Source organism: Stutzerimonas stutzeri (assembly GCF_024448955.1).
GTDB lineage: Bacteria > Pseudomonadota > Gammaproteobacteria > Pseudomonadales > Pseudomonadaceae > Stutzerimonas > Stutzerimonas stutzeri_AQ.
In genome coordinates, this window is sequence record NZ_JAMOIH010000015.1 from 1 (window position 1) to 16,013 (window position 16,013).

Here is a 16,013-nt window from a genome sequence, read left to right on the forward strand (position 1 = left end):
AGCTGCTTGGTTTGCTTCTTGCATTTGTCGTAAGACCTAACGGATGCAGACAGCCATGATCAACGAAGCCATACAGCGCCTGCTGATCGAGAACCTGACCACCGCGACCCTGCTGCTCGACTCGCGCTTGCGTCTGGAATACATGAATCCGGCAGCGGAGATGCTTCTGGCGGTCAGCGGCCAACGTAGCCACGGCCAGTTCATCAGCGAACTTTTCACCGAGTCGCCCGAAGCGCTGGCGGCCCTGCGCCAAGCCGTCGAACAGGCACACCCCTTTACCAAGCGCGAGGCAACGCTGACCTCTACCAACGGCCAGTCGTTGACCGTGGATTACGCGGTCACGCCGATGCTGACCCGCCAAGAAACCATGCTACTGCTGGAGGTGCTGCCGCGTGATCGACTATTGCGCATCACCAAGGAGGAGGCGCAGCTGTCCACACACGAGACCACAAGAATGTTGGTTCGCGGCCTAGCCCACGAGATCAAGAATCCACTCGGCGGCATCCGTGGCGCGGCGCAGCTGCTCGCGCGGGAGTTGCCCGAGGAACACCTGAAGGACTACACCGAGGTAATCATCGAGGAGGCCGACCGCCTGCGGAACCTGGTCGACCGAATGCTCGGCTCGAACAAGCTGCCATCGCTAACGATGACCAACATTCATGAAGTGCTGGAGCACGTCGCTAGCCTGATCGAAGCAGAAAGCCAAGGCCGCCTCATTTTGGTGCGCGACTACGACCCGAGCATTCCCGAGGTGCTGCTCGATCGCGAGCAGGTGATCCAGGCCGTGCTCAACATCATGCGCAACGCCATGCAGGCACTTGCCGGCCAGACGGAACTGGGACTGGGTCGCCTGACATTGCGTACCCGCACACTGCGTCAGTTCACCATCGGGCATGTCCGCCACCGCCTGGTAACGCGCATCGAAATCATCGACAACGGTCCCGGGATCCCGGCCGAATTGCAGAACACGCTTTTCTACCCAATGGTCAGCGGGCGTCCCGACGGTACCGGCCTCGGGCTGGCGATCACCCAGAACATCATCAGTCAGCACCAGGGCCTGATCGAATGCGAGAGCCATCCTGGGCATACCGCGTTCTCGATCTTCCTGCCGCTGGAACAAGGAGCCCATCAGCATGAGCCAAAGTGAAAACGTCTGGATCGTCGACGATGATCGCTCCATCCGCTGGGTACTGGAAAAGGCTCTGCAGCAGGAAGGCATGGCCACGCAGAGCTTCGACAGCGCCGACGGCATGCTGAGCCGACTGGCGCGGCAGCAACCAGATGTGATCATTTCCGACATCCGCATGCCGGGCATCAGCGGCCTGGACCTGCTGTCGCAGATCCGCGAGCACTATCCGCGTCTTCCGGTGATCATCATGACCGCCCATTCAGATCTGGACAGCGCAGTGGCGTCTTACCAGGGCGGTGCATTCGAGTACCTGCCCAAGCCATTCGATGTCGACGATGCGGTGTCGCTGGTCAAGCGCGCCCATCAGCACACGCAGGAACAGGAGCAGCTCAAGGAGCCTATCAGCCGCCACCACACGCCGGAAATCATCGGCGAGGCGCCGGCCATGCAGGAAGTCTTTCGCGCCATCGGCCGCCTTTCGCATTCCAATATCACCGTGCTAATCAATGGTGAGTCGGGCACCGGCAAGGAACTGGTCGCCCATGCCCTGCACCGCCACAGCCCGCGCGCCGCTTCGCCATTTATCGCGCTGAACATGGCAGCGATCCCCAAGGACCTGATGGAGTCGGAGCTGTTCGGCCACGAAAAGGGCTCCTTTACCGGCGCCGCCAACCAGCGCCGTGGGCGCTTCGAGCAGGCCGATGGCGGCACCCTGTTTCTCGACGAGATCGGCGACATGCCGGCCGACACCCAGACCCGCCTGCTGCGCGTGCTCGCCGACGGTGAGTTCTACCGAGTCGGCGGTCACACACCGGTTCGCGTTGATGTGCGCATCATCGCCGCGACGCATCAGGACCTGGAAACGCTGGTACAGGCCGGCAAGTTTCGCGAAGACCTGTTCCACCGCCTGAACGTCATCCGCATTCACATCCCGCGCCTGGCCGATCGACGCCAAGACATCCCAACGCTTGCGCAACACTTTCTAGCCAGGGCCGCGCAAGAGTTGGCCGTCGAGACCAAGCTGCTCAAGAGCGAGACCGAGGAATATCTGCAGAACCTGCCATGGCCCGGCAACGTGCGTCAGCTGGAGAACACCTGCCGCTGGATCACGGTCATGGCCTCGGGACGCGAAGTACATGTGAGCGACCTGCCGCCGGAGCTGCTCAATCAGCCTGCCGATGCTCTACCGGTACACAACTGGGAACAGGCGCTGCATCAATGGGCCGATCTTGCGCTGGCACGCGGCCAGTCAGGTTTGCTCGACGAGGCGGTGCCGGCATTCGAGCGGATCATGATCGAAACCGCCTTGCGACACACCGCCGGACGACGGCGCGACGCCGCTCTGCTGTTGGGTTGGGGTCGCAACACCCTGACGCGTAAGATCAAGGAGCTGGGGATGGGCGTGGACGGTGGCGAGGACGACGAAGGCGAGGACAACTGACCGACCGATACGTACCGGGTTGCGCCATCAGCGCGGCGCGACCCGCACGTCCAATCGCCAGTCACCACCGACTTCCTGGCCATCCGACTCGGCCACCAGCGGTCTGGTCGCCACGAAGTGCAGCAACAATCCGTTCTCAGTCGTTTGCAGGCGCCAGCCGACGTTGGTGCCGCTGATATCAAGCCGTCCATCCGCGGCGCTGCCCTGCGCCTGGAACAGCATGCCCACCGCCCCGTCCACGTCCTGGCTGTAGAGCTCCGGCTCGCGATCGAACCACAGCTGCAGCCCACCGGCGATCGGCTCGGCACGCAGCAGCTGCACCGGCCCGGGCGCCGTAATGCGGCCGATCATGGCGCCCATCAGCAGCCCGATCAGCACCAGCGCGGCGAAAAAGCGCCGACGCAAGCGAGGTAGCGGATCGTGCCGCAGGGTCGCCTGCCGCAGTAGAATGCCGGTCGTTTTTAGAGTCGGTGACGCGCATGTTTCATGTGATCCTTTTCCAGCCGGAAATTCCGCCGAATACCGGCAACATTATCAGGCTCTGCGCCAATGCCGGCTGCAGCCTGCACCTGATCGAACCGCTGGGCTTCGAGCTCGACGACAAACGCTTGCGCCGGGCGGGCCTGGATTATCACGAGTACGCGCCGCTGCAACGCCACGCCGATCTGAGCAGTTGCCTAGCTAGCATCGGCCAGACGCGCCTTTTCGCGTTCACCACCAAAGGCTCGCAGCCTTTTCATCAAGTGCAGTTCCAGCGCGGCGATGCCTTTCTGTTCGGCCCGGAAAGCCGCGGACTGCCACCGGAAATCCGCGACGCACAGCCCAACGAACGACGCCTGCGCCTGCCGATGCGCCCCGACAGCCGCAGCCTGAACCTCTCCAATACCGTAGCGGTGGCCGTCTACGAAGCCTGGCGCCAGCTGGATTTCGCGTTGCAATAAGGCTTGTAACAAGCCGTATAACCCTAGTATCGATAAGGGTGAACGATCATCCGACCCCCACGTCGTAACTCCATGCGCCTCCACAACAAAAGCACAGGAGAACGACGTGAGCCAGCCTACCTTCAAGCCCTATCACGCACCATCCGGCGGCTGGGGCTCGGCCTATTCGGTCGCCAATATCCTGATTCGCGAGAAGATCCCGCTAGCCGGCGCCTCGCTGTTGCTCAAGCAGAACAAACCCATCGATGGCTTCGCCTGTGTCAGTTGTGCCTGGGCCAAGCCGCACCCGTCGCGGCCACTGTCATTCTGCGAGAACGGCGCCAAGGCCACCGCCTGGGAGAACACCAGCCGTCGCTGCGGCCCGGATTTCTTCGCCGCCCACACAGTGCGTGAATTGCTGAACTGGACTGACTTCGATCTGGAGCACCAGGGCCGCCTGACCCATCCCATGCGCTACGACGCCGCTAGCGACCAGTACAAACCGGTCAGCTGGGACGAGGCCTTCGCCGAGATCGGGCAGGAACTGAAAGCCATGGCCGACCCCAACCAGGTGGTCTTCTACATGTCCGGTCGTGCCTCGCTGGAAACCGCCTACATGTATGGCGTGCTGGCGCGGATGTACGGCACCAACAACCTGCCAGACAGCTCCAACATGTGCCACGAAAGCACCTCGGTGGCACTGCCGGAGAGCATCGGCGTGCCGGTGGCGACCGTCACCCTGAACGACATGGAGAAGACCGACGGGCTGTTCTTCTTTGGCCAGAACACCGGCACCAGCAGTCCGCGTATGCTCCACGAGCTGCAAGCTGCCCGCGAGCGCGGCGCCGAGATCGTCACCTTCAATCCGATCCGCGAGCGCGGTCTTGAGCGCTTCGTCAATCCGCAATCACCCAGGGAAATGCTAACGCCGGACAGCACGGTGATCAGCACCCAATATCACCAGCTGGCGATTGGCGGGGATATCGCTGCTGTCACCGGCGTCTGCAAAGCCCTGTTCGCCATGGACGACGAGGCGCAAGCGGCTGGCAGGCCACAGGTACTCGACGTCGATTTCATCGCGCAGCACACCCACGGTTACGAGGCTTTCGAACAGCGTGTGCGCGGCTATGCCTGGCCGGTTCTGGAGCGCTGCTCGGGCCTCAGCCGCGCGGCGATGGAGGCCGCCGCCACCGCTTACGCCAGCTGCCAGCGGGTGATCGTCGCGTATGGCATGGGCATCACCCAGCACCGCCATGGCGTGGAGGCGGTGCAGATGCTGGTCAACCTGTTGCTGCTGCGCGGCAACATGGGCAAGGAAGGCGCCGGCATTCTCCCGGTGCGCGGGCATTCCAACGTCCAGGGCCAGCGCACCGTGGGCATCACCGAAAAGGCGGCGAAGGTGCCGGCCGACAACCTGCGCCGACAGTTCGGTTTCGAGCCACCCAGCGAGAACGGCGTCAACACCGTCGAAGCCTGCGAGGGCATCATCGACGGCCGTATCAGGGGTTTCATCGCCATGGGTGGCAACTTCGTCCGCGCGGTGCCCGATACGTCGCAGATCGAACCGGCCTGGCGCAAGCTGCGCCTTTCGGTGCAGGTGTCCACCAAGCTCAATCGCAATCATCTGATCACTGGCGAGGTGTCATACATCCTACCGTGCCTGGGCCGTACCGAGATCGACCGCCAGGCCACCGGCGAGCAGCGCAACACCACCGAAGACAGCACCGGCTGCATTCGGGCCTGGCGCGGGGCAGCCGAGCCCGCTGGTGAGTTGCTGCTGTCCGAACCGGCCATCGTCGCGCGGCTGGCCAAGGCGACGCTGGTGGACAATCCAAATCTCGATTGGGACGCCTGGGTTGGCGATTACAACCTGATCCGCGATGCCATCGCCGAGAGTTATCCGGAAATCTTCCATGACTTCAACGTACGCATGATGGAGCCGGGCGGCTTCCATCGGCCCCTGGGCGCCAGCCAGCGCCAGTGGGATACCGAAACCGGCAAAGCCAACTTCATCAACCCGCCGGAACTGGCGGCAGACCCCGATACCGAGGAAGGCGGGCATGAGCGGCACGACGTGCTGCAACTGATGACGCTGCGCAGCAACGATCAGTTCAATACGACTGTTTACGGCTACAACGACCGCTTCCGTGGGATTCACGGCACCCGCGCGGTGATCATGATGAACCGCAACGACATCGTCCGCCTGGGCCTGGCCGAGGGCGACCAGATCGAGGCAGTGACCGAAGTGGACGATGGCGTGCATCGCGCGGTCGGACCGTTGCGCGTGACGCCCTACGACATTCCCGAAGGCTGCTGCGCCGGCTACTACCCCGAGTGCAACGTGCTGTTGCCGGTCTGGCACCACGCCAAGCGCAGCAAGGTGCCGGCGGCGAAATCGATTCCGGTGCGTTTGCGCAAGGTCATCGCCGCGACTCGAGCTTCCAACGTGCCGGTCGAGCCCAACCCACCGACAGGGGTTGGCGCGGCCTGACCTAAGCTAGATTCGGGCCACCTCCCTTCGCCGTAGGCGCGCCTCCTTGTTGTCTTGATGGTGCCCACGCTCTGCGTGGGCACCTCTGAAGACGCTCAGCGTCCCAACACGACGCTCCCACGCTGGAGCATGGGAGCGCGATCAACGACACCTCCACCGCAGCAACGGGCCGCTCCCACGAAAGATGCGATTCCTGGCCGCCGGACGGAACACGGCCGGTTGAAAAGCGCTTTGCCCTCCCCCATATCAACCGCATTCGGGCATTCATCGCCCCGCCGCGTGGAGAATTTTCCTTGACCACCATCGTTTCAGTGCGCCGCAACGGCAAAGTCGTCATGGGCGGCGACGGCCAGGTTTCCCTGGGCAATACCGTCATGAAGGGCAACGCCAAGAAGGTCCGCCGCCTCTACCACGGCCAGGTGCTGGCCGGTTTCGCCGGCGCCACCGCCGACGCTTTCACCCTCTTTGAGCGCTTCGAGGGTCAACTGGAAAAACACCAGGGCCATCTGGTGCGCGCCGCCGTCGAGCTGGCCAAGGACTGGCGCACCGACCGTTCGCTGAGCCGCCTGGAAGCCATGCTCGCCGTGGCCAACAAGGACGCATCTTTGATCATCACCGGCAACGGCGACGTAGTGCAGCCCGAGGACGACCTGATCGCTATGGGTTCGGGCGGCGGTTTCGCCCAGGCCGCGGCTATGGCGCTGCTGCGCAAGGGCGGCGACGAAATGTCCGCCCAGGAAATCGCCGAGACTGCGCTCAACATCGCCGGCAGCATCTGCGTCTTCACCAATCAGAACTTGACCATTGAGGAGCTGGACAGCGCCGTCTGACAGACCGATGAAAAACTACCTGCGTTGGCAATACTTCGTTAAAAACAGGCTCGGACTGCTCATTTAGATCACCAAACTCCGCGTCCTCGCCTGTTTTTGCCTCGTCTTGCCTGCCTCGCCTACGTTTTTCAGTGGCCTGCTTACATCCTGATCAGCTTTCCGGAGTACCGAACATGTCCATGACGCCCCGCGAGATCGTCCACGAACTCAACCGCCACATCATCGGTCAGGACGACGCCAAGCGCGCCGTGGCCATCGCCCTGCGCAACCGCTGGCGGCGCATGCAGCTCTCCGCCGAGCTGCGTCCGGAAGTCACGCCGAAGAACATCCTGATGATCGGCCCAACCGGCGTCGGCAAGACCGAAATCGCCCGTCGCCTGGCCAAGCTGGCCAATGCACCCTTCATCAAGGTGGAAGCGACCAAGTTCACCGAAGTCGGCTATGTAGGCCGCGATGTCGAATCCATCATCCGCGATTTGGCCGACGCCGCATTGAAAATGCTGCGCGAGCAGGAAGTGCAGAAGATGCAGCACCGCGCCGAAGACGCCGCCGAGGAGCGCATCCTCGACGCCCTGCTTCCCCAGGCGCGCCCGGTCGGTTTCAGTGAGGAGCCGGTGCAGAGCAGCGATTCCAACACCCGCCAGCTGTTCCGCAAGCGCCTGCGCGAGGGCCAGCTGGACGACAAAGAAATCGATATCGAGGTCGCCGACAGCCCTGCTGGCGTGGAGATCATGGCCCCGCCCGGCATGGAGGAAATGACCAGCCAGTTGCAGAATCTCTTCGCCAACATGGGCAAGGGTAAAAAGAAGAGCCGCAAGCTGAAGATCAAGGACGCCTTCAAGCTGGTGCGGGACGAGGAGGCGGCGCGCCTGGTCAACGAGGAAGAGCTCAAGGCCCGCGCTCTGGAGGCCGTGGAGCAGAACGGCATCGTATTTATCGACGAGATCGACAAGGTCGCCAAGCGCGGTAATACCAGCGGCGCCGATGTCTCTCGCGAAGGCGTGCAGCGCGACCTGTTGCCGCTGATCGAGGGCAGCACGGTCAACACCAAGCTGGGCATGGTCAAGACCGATCACATCCTGTTCATCGCCAGCGGCGCCTTCCACCTCTCCAAACCCAGCGATCTGGTGCCCGAGCTGCAGGGCCGTCTGCCGATTCGCGTCGAGCTCAAGGCGCTGTCGCCGGAAGACTTCGAGCGCATCCTCACCGAACCGCACGCCTCGCTCACCGAGCAGTACCGTGAGCTGCTGAAGACCGAAGGGCTGCATATCGAATTCGCCGAGGACGGCATCAAGCGTCTGGCCGAAATCGCCTGGCAGGTCAACGAGAAGACCGAGAACATCGGCGCCCGTCGCCTGCACACCCTGCTCGAACGCCTGCTGGAAGAAGTCTCCTTCAGCGCCGGCGACCTGGCCGGCCAGCAGAACGGCGAGCCGATCCGCATCGATACCGCCTACGTCAACAAGCACCTCGGCGAGCTGGCGGAAGACGAAGATCTGTCGCGGTATATCCTTTAAAAGCAGCTGGTAGCTGGGAGCCTGAAGCAGGGAGAAGGTGCGGCACGACCTGTTCAGCAGCAGACAGGCTTCCGGCTTTGGCTTTCCGCTTCAAGCTTCAAGCTTCAAGCTCATACGGAGTATGCCCATGCGCATCCCCACTCAGATCAAACTCCGCAAGGCTTCGAAAACCCTGGAGTTGGAATACGGCGCCGACGAGCGCTACAGCCTGCCGGCTGAATTTCTGCGGGTGCATTCGCCGTCTGCCGAAGTCCAGGGCCATGGCAATCCGATTCTGCAGACCGGCAAGATCAACGTTGCGCTGGAAGGCGTGGAACCTGCCGGTCAGTACGCGCTGAAGCTGATTTTCAGCGATGGCCACGACAGCGGTCTTTACAGCTGGGAATACCTCGACCATCTGTCGCGCAACCAGCAGCAACTTTGGGACGAATACCTCCAGGCGCTAGCCAACGCCGGTAAATCCCGCGACCCGGATATCTCACCGGTCAAGCTGATGCTTTGAAGGGCAGTTGGCTGCGTTGCGCTGCAGCCAACTGCCGAAGTGACACTCGCTCGCCGGATTGCAACCCACCCGCTTTCTCCAACCGCGCATCTCGACGGGGCAGCCGCTTAGCTGTGCCCTTGGCCACCCTAACCTTCCCGCCCAATGGCAGCACAACCGATGAGCGCGCCGACGCGCGCGCGGTCAAAGCTCAGGTTCGAACGTAGTCAACAGACCCGCCACATACGACTACCGGGAGCCTCCGCCATGCATACCCGCAGTGTCACTCATCACCGCCTCGACCTGGACGGCATCGACGTCTTCTACCGAGCCGCCGGTCCGCAGAACGCGCCTGTGGTTCTACTGCCTCATGGTTACCCTTGCTCGTCCTACGAATTCAGGGCCTATATGCCTCTACTTGCCGACCGCTGGCGGTTGCTTGCACCGGATTTCCCAGGCTGCGGCTACAGCGCGACGCCGGACGATTTCGCCTACGACTTCGATGGCTACGCCGACTTTCTCGATCGTTTCACCCGCCGCCTGGGCGTCGAGCGCTTTGCACTCTACCTGCACGACTTCGGCTCGCAGATCGGCCTGCGCCTGGCCATCGCCCAGCCGCAGCGCATTGCCGCGCTGATCCTGCAGAATGGCGATATCTATGAGGATGAACTGGGACCCAAGTACGCCGCGCTGCAACGCTTCTTCGCCAACCCGACCCCACAGGCGCGCGCCGGGCTGGCCGACGCCGTCAGCCTCGAAGGCTTCAAGGAAGAATTTCTCAACGAGGTGGAGCCGGAGCTAGCCAAATGCATTCCGCCAGATCTGTGGCACCTGCATTGGGCGCTGATGACACCGCGCCGCAAGAAGATCGCGGTGCAGGTGATCGCAGGACTCAAGGAGAACCTGGCCTGGTTCCCCCGCTACCAGACTTACCTGCGCGACCATCAGCCTCCCACCCTGATCGTCTGGGGTCCTCGCGACGGCTATATGCCCGAAGGTTCGGCACGGGCCTATCTGCGCGACCTGCCGAACGCCGAGCTGCACCTGTTCCAGGATGGCGGTCATTGGCTGCTGGAAACCCACCTCGATGAAGTGGCGCGCCTGTCGCGGGAATTCCTGGAGCGGAGTCACCACTGAGCGCAGGCGGACATTGCCTGCGAGGACGGCAAGCTGCACAGCGGCCGAGCCCATCGGACAAATCTTTTGAGGCTTGCCGCTTGAAGCTCACCGCAGCCTTTTAGGTTTAGAATGCCGGCACATTCTTCCGGTGACAGTGACATGACCGATCCCCGCAAAGAGCATGACGCAGAGCCCATCACCCACTTCGGCTATAAGAACGTGCCGGAGAGCGAGAAAGCACACAAGGTGGCCGAGGTATTCCATTCCGTAGCCGCCAAATACGACCTGATGAACGACCTGATGTCCGGCGGCGTGCACCGCCTCTGGAAGCGCTTCACCATCGAGTTGTCCGGCGTACGCCCTGGCAATCGCGTGCTGGACATCGCTGGCGGCACCGGCGACCTGACCCGGCAGTTCTCGCGCCTCGTCGGCCCCACCGGTGAAGTGGTGCTGGCCGACATCAACGCCTCGATGCTCAAGGTCGGGCGCGACAAACTGCTGGACAAGGGCGTGGCTGGCAACGTCAAGTTCGTCCAAGCCGACGCCGAGAAACTGCCCTTCCCGGACAACCACTTCGACGTGGTCACCATCGCCTTCGGCCTGCGCAACGTCACCCACAAGGAAGACGCCATCGCCTCCATGCTGAGGGTGCTCAAGCCCGGCGGGCGGCTGCTGGTGCTGGAGTTCTCCAAACCCACCAACCCGCTGTTCTCCAAGGCCTACGACGCCTACTCGTTCAGCCTGCTGCCGATGATGGGCAAGCTGATCACCAATGACTCAGAGAGCTACCGCTACCTGGCCGAATCGATCCGCATGCACCCGGACCAGGAAACCCTCAAGGGCATGATGGCCAACGCCGGCTTCGAGCGCGTGACCTATCACAACATGACCGGCGGCATCGTCGCCCTGCATCGCGGCATCAAGCCCTGATGTTGCGCGCTGCCCTGTTGGCCGCGGCCGAGCGCGGCATCAACCGCGTCCTGCGCCTGGACCCTACCGCATTGCCGCGGCTGGCCCGACTGAGCGGTCGCGTCATCGAAATCGACTGCACGACGCCCGCCTGGCGCCTGTTCGTGCTGGCCGATAGCGAAGGGCTGCGCCTGGCTGGCGACTGGGGCAGCGAGGCTGATTGCCGTCTGCGCGCGCCCGCCGCAAGCCTGCTGCGTCTGGCGACCAGTCGTAACAAGACCGCGATCCTGCACGGCCCGGACGTCGAGATCGAGGGCGACAGTGCGTTGCTGATGAGCCTTGCCGAAGTGCTGCAGGATCTCGAGCTGGACTGGGAATACGAAGTTTCACGCTGGCTCGGTCCGGTCGGCGCTCAGCTGCTTGGCTCCGGCGTGCGCGGCCAGACCGCCTGGGCACGGCAGAGCGCCGAAAGCTTGCGCCAGAACATGGCCGACTACCTCAGCGAAGAGTCACGAACGCTGGTCGGCATGGCCGAGGCCGAAGCCCGCTTCGCTGAACTCGACCGCCTCAAACTCGACCTCGACCGACTCGAAGCCCGAGTCGAGCGACTCAACCAATCTCTGAAACCAGACCAAGCCGAATGAAGCTGTTCGCCGCCACCCGCCGCCTGTTCCGCATCCTGCTGGTGGTGATCCGCTACCGCCTGGACGACATTATCCTCGACCTGCCGATGCCCTGGTGGCTACGCACCTCCAGCTATCTGCTGCCCTGGCGCTGGCTGCCACGGCGCCGCAGCGTGCTGTCTCGCGGTGCGCGCCTGCGCCTGGCGCTGGAAGGTCTGGGGCCGATCTTCATCAAGTTCGGCCAGATTCTCTCGACTCGCCGCGACCTGTTGCCGCTGGATATCGCCGAAGAGCTGGCGATGCTGCAGGACCGCGTACCGCCTTTCGATTCGGCCGTTGCCACCGCCCTGATCGAGCGGCAGCTGGGCGCATCGGTGGGCGAGATATTCGCGCGATTCGATAGCAAACCGCTGGCCTCCGCCTCGGTCGCCCAGGTACACGCCGCCAAGCTGCGCAGCGGCGAAGAAGTGGTGGTCAAGGTGGTCCGGCCGAATCTGCGGCCAATCATCAGCCAGGACATCGCCTGGCTGTTCCTGCTGGCCAAGACTGCCGAACGCGCGTCTACCGAGGCTCGCCGCCTGCACTTGGTGGAGGTGGTCGACGACTACGCCAAAACCATCTACGACGAACTCGACCTGCTGCGCGAAGCGGCCAATGCCAGCCAGCTCAAGCGCAACTTCCAGGGCTCACCGCTGCTTTACATCCCACAGGTCTACTGGGACCTGTGCCGCCCGCAGGTGCTGGTCATGGAGCGCATCTACGGTGTGCCGGTGACCGATATGAAGCGCCTGGCCGAACAGCGTACGGACATGAAACAGCTGGCCGAGCGCGGCGTGGAAATCTTCTTCACCCAAGTCTTTCGTGACAGCTTCTTCCACGCCGACATGCACCCCGGCAACATTTTCGTCAGCACTCACCAACCATGGAACCCGCAGTACATCGCGGTGGACTTCGGCATCGTCGGCAGCCTGACGCCTGAAGACCAGGATTACCTGGCGCGCAACCTGATGGCTTTCTTCAAGCGCGACTACCGCAAGGTCGCGCAGTTGCACATTGATTCGGGCTGGGTGCCGGCGGAAACCAAGGTCAACGAATTCGAAGCGGCGATCCGTACCGTCTGCGAGCCGATTTTCGAGAAGCCACTGAAGGACATCTCCTTCGGTCAGTTGCTGGTGCGCCTGTTCCAAGTGGCGCGGCGCTTCAATATGGAAGTCCAGCCGCAGCTGGTGTTGCTGCAGAAGACCTTGCTGAACATCGAGGGGCTGGGTCGCGAGCTGTATCCCGAGCTGGACCTGTGGTCCACCGGCCAGCCTTACCTTGAGCGCTGGATGCGCGAACGCATGAGTCCCATGCAGTTGCTGAAGAACGCACACGCGCAGATCGAGCAATTGCCGCATCTGGCCGGCATGACCCGCGAGCTGCTCGAGCACATGTCACAACCCCATGCCAACAATCCCGCGCCGCCCTGGCGCGAACGTCACCACGGCTGGCCGCTGCGACTGATTGGCGCATCGCTGCTGGCTGGCGGCGCGGTTCTGGCAGCCGGGGCCGAGACTTTCACAGCCGCCGCCGCTTGGCCGGCCTGGCTGATGCTGGCGGCCGGCCTGTTCATCGTCGTACGCCGATAGCCAGCGGTCGGCGAGGCTGGCAAACTTGGCGCATTGCACGGAGAAGCCGATGAACTGGCTGGACGAAATCAACTGGAATGCCGATGGCCTGGTCCCGGCGATTGCGCAGGACCACAGGACCGGGCGCGTCCTGATGATGGCCTGGATGAACCGCGAAGCCCTGACGCTGACCGCGACGGAGAACCGCGCCATCTACTGGTCACGTTCGCGTGGCAAGCTGTGGCGCAAGGGCGAGGAGTCCGGTCATGTGCAGAAACTGCATGAACTGCGCCTGGACTGCGATGCCGACGTCATCGTGCTGATGGTCGAGCAGATCGGTGGCATCGCCTGCCATACCGGACGTGAAAGCTGCTTTTATCGGGTCTTCGAGAACGGCGACTGGAAAACCGTCGAACCGGTCCTCAAAGATCCCCACGCGATCTATGCGGAGCACCAACATGAGTGACACCCTTGCCCGCCTGGCCGAGGTGCTGGAAGCCCGCAAGGGTGCGGCAGCGGACAGTTCCTATGTGGCCAGCCTCTACCACAAGGGTCTGAACAAGATTCTCGAGAAAGTCGGCGAAGAGTCAGTGGAAACCATCCTGGCCGCCAAGGATGCCGCCATCAGCGGCGATGCCAGCGAGCTGATCTATGAAACCGCGGATCTGTGGTTTCACAGTCTGGTGATGCTGGCCGCGCTGGATCAGCATCCACAGGCGGTACTGGACGAACTCGACCGGCGATTCGGTCTCTCCGGGCATGCGGAAAAAGCCGCGCGCCCACAATCCTGATAGTCAACTTCGGAGTACTGCAGCATGGGTTTTGGTGGAATCAGCATCTGGCAACTCCTGATCGTTCTGCTCATTGTGGTCATGCTCTTCGGCACCAAGCGCCTCAAGGGCCTGGGCTCGGATCTGGGTGACGCCATCAAGGGCTTCCGCAAATCGATGGGCACCGATGAGGAAAAGCCCAGCGTCGAGGAAAAGCAGAGCCATACCATCGATGCCGAGGCCCGCAAAGTCGAAGATCCGACGAAGAAGAACTGAGGCATGTTCGATATCGGCTTCACCGAACTGCTGCTGGTCGGCCTGGTAGCGCTGTTCGTCCTAGGTCCCGAGCGTCTGCCCGGCGCGGTGCGCACCGCCGGTCTTTGGATCGGCCGGGCCAAGCGCAGCTTCGCTAACATCAAGGCCGAGGTCGAACGGGAAATCGGCGCCGACGAGATTCGCCGTCAGCTGCACAACGAGCGCATTCTCGACCTCGAACGCGAAATGAAGCAGAGCATCATGCCGAGCCCGCCCAGCGTCCCGGCAAAATCCAGTCCGCAATCGGCGACGCCACCGCCTGACGTCAACGCGATCGACACATCGCCAACGACCGAGCCCAAACCCGCCGAAACGGCCCCCGCACCCCGACCGGACAGATCAGCCGAGCCATGAGCAAGCCTTCCATCGATGATCAGGAAATGCCGCTGGTTGCCCACCTGACGGAGCTGCGCAAGCGCCTGCTGCGCTGCGTGGTGGCCATCCTGCTGCTGTTCGGGGTGTTGTTCTACTTTTCCCAGCAGATCTATTCGCTGGTGGCCGCACCGTTACGCGCCTATCTGCCGGAAGGGGCGACGATGATCGCCACCGGCGTGGCCTCGCCGTTCCTCACGCCGTTCAAGCTGACGATGATGGTGGCGCTTTTCCTCTCGATGCCGGTGATCCTGCATCAGATCTGGGGGTTCATCGCTCCCGGCCTGTATAAACACGAAAAGCGCATCGCCATCCCACTGCTGATTTCCAGCATCTTCCTGTTCTACGGCGGCATGGCTTTCGCCTACTTCGTGGTGTTTCCGATCATGTTCGGCTTCTTCGCCAGCGTGACGCCCGAGGGCGTGGCGATGATGACGGACATCGGCCAGTACCTGGACTTCGTGCTGACGCTGTTCTTCGCCTTTGGCGTGGCCTTCGAGATTCCGGTGGCGACCTTCCTGCTGATCTGGGTCGGCATCGTCGACGTTGCTACCTTGCGCAAAAGCCGCCCCTACGTGATCGTCGGCTGCTTCGTCGTCGGGATGGTGCTGACGCCGCCCGACGTGTTTTCCCAAGCGCTACTTGCCATACCGATGTGGCTGCTGTTCGAGGCCGGGTTGATCTGCGGCAGCATGGTCAAGAAGCGTGAAGAGTTCCGCGGCGATGCCGAAGACGACCAACCGCACCCCAGCGACCAATCGCCTACGCCTCGTCCATGAACCTGCTGCTGCTGGAGGCGGCCGATTTCGTGGCCGCCAATCGCGTGGTCCTGCATGATCGCCGGCTCACGCATATTCAAGAAGTGCACCGTGCCGAGGCAGGTGAACATCTCAGGGTCGGCCTGCTTGGCGGCGAAATGGGCCAGGGCCGCTTGCTGCGGCTGGACGCCTTTGAGGCGGAGCTAGAGGTCGAGCTGAATCAACCGCCGCCGGCCAAACTGCCGATCACATTGCTGCTGGCGCTGCCAAGACCGAAGATGCTCCGCCGTGTACTGCAGACCGTCGCCTGCATGGGCGTACCGCGGTTGGTGCTGCTCAACAGTTATCGCGTGGAAAAGAGCTTCTGGCAAACCCCTTTCCTTGAACCGGCCGCCATTCGCGAGCAGCTGCTGCTCGGGCTGGAACAAGCACGCGATACCGTGCTTCCGGATGTAAGTATCGAGAAGCGCTTCAAGCCCTTCGTCGAGGATCGATTGCCGCAATTGGCCGCAGGTACTCGCGGTCTGGTCGGGCATCCGGGCAACTATCCGGACTGTCCACGCGCCATCACCGAATCGGTGACGCTGGCCATCGGTCCGGAAGGCGGCTGGATACCCTACGAAATCGACAAGCTCAGCGAAGCAGGTCTGCAACCTGTTCAGCTGGGCGCGCGCATCCTGCGAGTGGAAACCGCCGTCAGTGCGCTGCTGGCGCGTCTGTTCTGACAAAGC

General features: G+C 62.8%; 18 protein-coding genes. 17 read left to right on the plus strand and 1 reads right to left on the minus strand.

Annotation, left to right across the window (positions count from 1 at the left end; all coding sequences use genetic code 11):
- Nucleotides 1-55: 55 nt before the first annotated feature.
- Complete coding sequence (gene glnL / locus NA645_RS15725; RefSeq protein ID WP_256049702.1) at nucleotides 56-1,147, plus strand: nitrogen regulation protein NR(II); 1,092 nt, start codon at nucleotides 56-58, stop codon at nucleotides 1,145-1,147.
- A complete protein-coding gene (gene ntrC, locus NA645_RS15730) occupies nucleotides 1,134-2,570 on the plus strand; it encodes a nitrogen regulation protein NR(I) (protein ID WP_256049704.1) in 1,437 nt (478 codons plus the stop codon). Before glnL ends, ntrC begins: the two co-directional genes overlap by 14 nt.
- Before the next feature lie 27 nt (nucleotides 2,571-2,597).
- On the opposite strand, the gene NA645_RS15735 is transcribed toward ntrC, so the two are convergent.
- Nucleotides 2,598-2,975: a hypothetical protein gene (locus NA645_RS15735; RefSeq protein ID WP_256049705.1), complete on the minus strand. Its 378-nt coding sequence runs from the start codon at nucleotides 2,973-2,975 to the stop codon at nucleotides 2,598-2,600.
- Between the two features lie 74 nt (nucleotides 2,976-3,049).
- Here NA645_RS15735 and trmL point away from each other — a divergent pair, with 74 nt between their 5' ends.
- The 15 genes from trmL (at nucleotide 3,050) to NA645_RS15810 (ending at nucleotide 16,007) form a co-directional block, all read left to right on the plus strand.
- Nucleotides 3,050-3,511: a tRNA (uridine(34)/cytosine(34)/5-carboxymethylaminomethyluridine(34)-2'-O)-methyltransferase TrmL gene (trmL, locus tag NA645_RS15740; protein WP_256049706.1), complete on the plus strand. Its 462-nt coding sequence runs from the start codon at nucleotides 3,050-3,052 to the stop codon at nucleotides 3,509-3,511.
- Between the two features lie 106 nt (nucleotides 3,512-3,617).
- Entirely contained in the window at nucleotides 3,618-5,981 is a 2,364-nt protein-coding gene (locus tag NA645_RS15745; RefSeq protein ID WP_256049707.1) for an FdhF/YdeP family oxidoreductase, read from the plus strand.
- A 293-nt stretch (nucleotides 5,982-6,274) separates the two neighbouring features.
- A complete protein-coding gene (hslV, locus tag NA645_RS15750; protein ID WP_256049708.1) occupies nucleotides 6,275-6,811 on the plus strand; it encodes an ATP-dependent protease subunit HslV in 537 nt (178 codons plus the stop codon).
- Nucleotides 6,812-6,984: 173 nt separating this feature from the next.
- A complete protein-coding gene (gene hslU, locus NA645_RS15755) occupies nucleotides 6,985-8,328 on the plus strand; it encodes an ATP-dependent protease ATPase subunit HslU (RefSeq protein WP_256049709.1) in 1,344 nt (447 codons plus the stop codon).
- Nucleotides 8,329-8,455: 127 nt separating this feature from the next.
- On the plus strand, nucleotides 8,456-8,830 hold the full coding sequence (locus NA645_RS15760) for a gamma-butyrobetaine hydroxylase-like domain-containing protein (RefSeq protein ID WP_256049710.1): 375 nt from the start codon (nucleotides 8,456-8,458) through the stop codon (nucleotides 8,828-8,830).
- 246 nt (nucleotides 8,831-9,076) lie between these two features.
- On the plus strand, nucleotides 9,077-9,946 hold the full coding sequence (locus tag NA645_RS15765; protein ID WP_256049711.1) for an alpha/beta fold hydrolase: 870 nt from the start codon (nucleotides 9,077-9,079) through the stop codon (nucleotides 9,944-9,946).
- A 141-nt stretch (nucleotides 9,947-10,087) separates the two neighbouring features.
- Nucleotides 10,088-10,858 carry a bifunctional demethylmenaquinone methyltransferase/2-methoxy-6-polyprenyl-1,4-benzoquinol methylase UbiE gene (gene ubiE / locus NA645_RS15770; RefSeq protein ID WP_256049712.1) on the plus strand — a complete coding sequence of 257 codons (771 nt, stop codon included), beginning with the start codon at nucleotides 10,088-10,090 and terminating at the stop codon, nucleotides 10,856-10,858.
- A complete protein-coding gene (locus NA645_RS15775; RefSeq protein ID WP_256049713.1) occupies nucleotides 10,858-11,481 on the plus strand; it encodes a ubiquinone biosynthesis accessory factor UbiJ in 624 nt (207 codons plus the stop codon). Before ubiE ends, NA645_RS15775 begins: the two co-directional genes overlap by 1 nt.
- Nucleotides 11,478-13,088 carry a ubiquinone biosynthesis regulatory protein kinase UbiB gene (gene ubiB, locus NA645_RS15780; RefSeq protein ID WP_256049714.1) on the plus strand — a complete coding sequence of 537 codons (1,611 nt, stop codon included), beginning with the start codon at nucleotides 11,478-11,480 and terminating at the stop codon, nucleotides 13,086-13,088. Before NA645_RS15775 ends, ubiB begins: the two co-directional genes overlap by 4 nt.
- A 49-nt stretch (nucleotides 13,089-13,137) precedes the next feature.
- Nucleotides 13,138-13,533, plus strand: coding sequence for a phosphoribosyl-AMP cyclohydrolase (gene hisI, locus NA645_RS15785; protein ID WP_256049715.1), 396 nt, complete (start codon nucleotides 13,138-13,140; stop codon nucleotides 13,531-13,533).
- The gene (locus NA645_RS15790) at nucleotides 13,526-13,858 is read left to right on the plus strand and encodes a phosphoribosyl-ATP diphosphatase (RefSeq protein WP_131649420.1); all 333 of its coding nucleotides are present in this window, start codon (nucleotides 13,526-13,528) and stop codon (nucleotides 13,856-13,858) included. The genes hisI and NA645_RS15790 overlap by 8 nt, the downstream gene beginning before the upstream one ends.
- Before the next feature lie 24 nt (nucleotides 13,859-13,882).
- Nucleotides 13,883-14,113, plus strand: a complete 231-nt coding sequence (tatA, locus tag NA645_RS15795) for a twin-arginine translocase TatA/TatE family subunit (protein WP_131649419.1) — start codon at nucleotides 13,883-13,885, stop codon at nucleotides 14,111-14,113.
- A gap of 3 nt (nucleotides 14,114-14,116) precedes the next feature.
- Nucleotides 14,117-14,506, plus strand: coding sequence for a Sec-independent protein translocase protein TatB (gene tatB / locus NA645_RS15800; RefSeq protein ID WP_256049716.1), 390 nt, complete (start codon nucleotides 14,117-14,119; stop codon nucleotides 14,504-14,506).
- A complete protein-coding gene (tatC, locus tag NA645_RS15805; RefSeq protein ID WP_256049717.1) occupies nucleotides 14,503-15,303 on the plus strand; it encodes a twin-arginine translocase subunit TatC in 801 nt (266 codons plus the stop codon). The genes tatB and tatC overlap by 4 nt, the downstream gene beginning before the upstream one ends.
- Nucleotides 15,300-16,007: a 16S rRNA (uracil(1498)-N(3))-methyltransferase gene (locus NA645_RS15810; RefSeq protein ID WP_256049718.1), complete on the plus strand. Its 708-nt coding sequence runs from the start codon at nucleotides 15,300-15,302 to the stop codon at nucleotides 16,005-16,007. Before tatC ends, NA645_RS15810 begins: the two co-directional genes overlap by 4 nt.
- Nucleotides 16,008-16,013: the final 6 nt, after the last annotated feature.

What these genes read in the sequence shown, in the direction of transcription:
- hisI (WP_256049715.1), top strand. Translation starts at nt 13,138, where the DNA reads ATGAACTGGCTGGACGAAATCAACTGGAATGCCGATGGCCTGGTCCCG.
- glnL (WP_256049702.1), top strand. Translation starts at nt 56, where the DNA reads ATGATCAACGAAGCCATACAGCGCCTGCTGATCGAGAACCTGACCACC.
- tatA (WP_131649419.1), top strand. Translation starts at nt 13,883, where the DNA reads ATGGGTTTTGGTGGAATCAGCATCTGGCAACTCCTGATCGTTCTGCTC.
- tatC (WP_256049717.1), top strand. Translation starts at nt 14,503, where the DNA reads ATGAGCAAGCCTTCCATCGATGATCAGGAAATGCCGCTGGTTGCCCAC.
- NA645_RS15810 (WP_256049718.1), top strand. Translation starts at nt 15,300, where the DNA reads ATGAACCTGCTGCTGCTGGAGGCGGCCGATTTCGTGGCCGCCAATCGC.
- NA645_RS15775 (WP_256049713.1), top strand. Translation starts at nt 10,858, where the DNA reads ATGTTGCGCGCTGCCCTGTTGGCCGCGGCCGAGCGCGGCATCAACCGC.
- ntrC (WP_256049704.1), top strand. Translation starts at nt 1,134, where the DNA reads ATGAGCCAAAGTGAAAACGTCTGGATCGTCGACGATGATCGCTCCATC.
- NA645_RS15790 (WP_131649420.1), top strand. Translation starts at nt 13,526, where the DNA reads ATGAGTGACACCCTTGCCCGCCTGGCCGAGGTGCTGGAAGCCCGCAAG.
- hslU (WP_256049709.1), top strand. Translation starts at nt 6,985, where the DNA reads ATGTCCATGACGCCCCGCGAGATCGTCCACGAACTCAACCGCCACATC.
- tatB (WP_256049716.1), top strand. Translation starts at nt 14,117, where the DNA reads ATGTTCGATATCGGCTTCACCGAACTGCTGCTGGTCGGCCTGGTAGCG.
- NA645_RS15765 (WP_256049711.1), top strand. Translation starts at nt 9,077, where the DNA reads ATGCATACCCGCAGTGTCACTCATCACCGCCTCGACCTGGACGGCATC.
- ubiB (WP_256049714.1), top strand. Translation starts at nt 11,478, where the DNA reads ATGAAGCTGTTCGCCGCCACCCGCCGCCTGTTCCGCATCCTGCTGGTG.
- NA645_RS15760 (WP_256049710.1), top strand. Translation starts at nt 8,456, where the DNA reads ATGCGCATCCCCACTCAGATCAAACTCCGCAAGGCTTCGAAAACCCTG.
- ubiE (WP_256049712.1), top strand. Translation starts at nt 10,088, where the DNA reads ATGACCGATCCCCGCAAAGAGCATGACGCAGAGCCCATCACCCACTTC.
- trmL (WP_256049706.1), top strand. Translation starts at nt 3,050, where the DNA reads ATGTTTCATGTGATCCTTTTCCAGCCGGAAATTCCGCCGAATACCGGC.